Raw genomic sequence first — 218 nt, 5'->3', positions numbered from 1 at the left:
GGCCGAGCGGGACCAGGCTTGGCGCGATGGGATCGAGGTCGTGGCCATGGATGGGTTCGCGGGCTTCAAGACCGCCACCACCGAGGAGCTGCCGGACGCCGTCACGGTTATGGATCCCTTCCACGTCATCCGGTTGGCCGGGGACGCTCTCGATGAGTGCCGCCGCCGAGTCCAGCAGGAACTGCACGGACACCGCGGACGCAAGGGCGACCCGCTCT

The 218-nt window shown here is 68.8% G+C and carries 1 protein-coding gene; it reads left to right on the top strand.

The window, feature by feature from the left end; genetic code table 11:
- A partial coding sequence (locus tag FS770_RS13625; RefSeq protein ID WP_145012808.1) for a transposase occupies window positions 1-218 on the top strand: 218 nt, incomplete at both ends.

This window comes from Kocuria salsicia (assembly GCF_007681555.1).
In the GTDB taxonomy this organism is placed as follows: domain Bacteria; phylum Actinomycetota; class Actinomycetes; order Actinomycetales; family Micrococcaceae; genus Kocuria; species Kocuria salsicia.
This window is presented reverse-complemented; position numbering and strand designations above follow the sequence as displayed.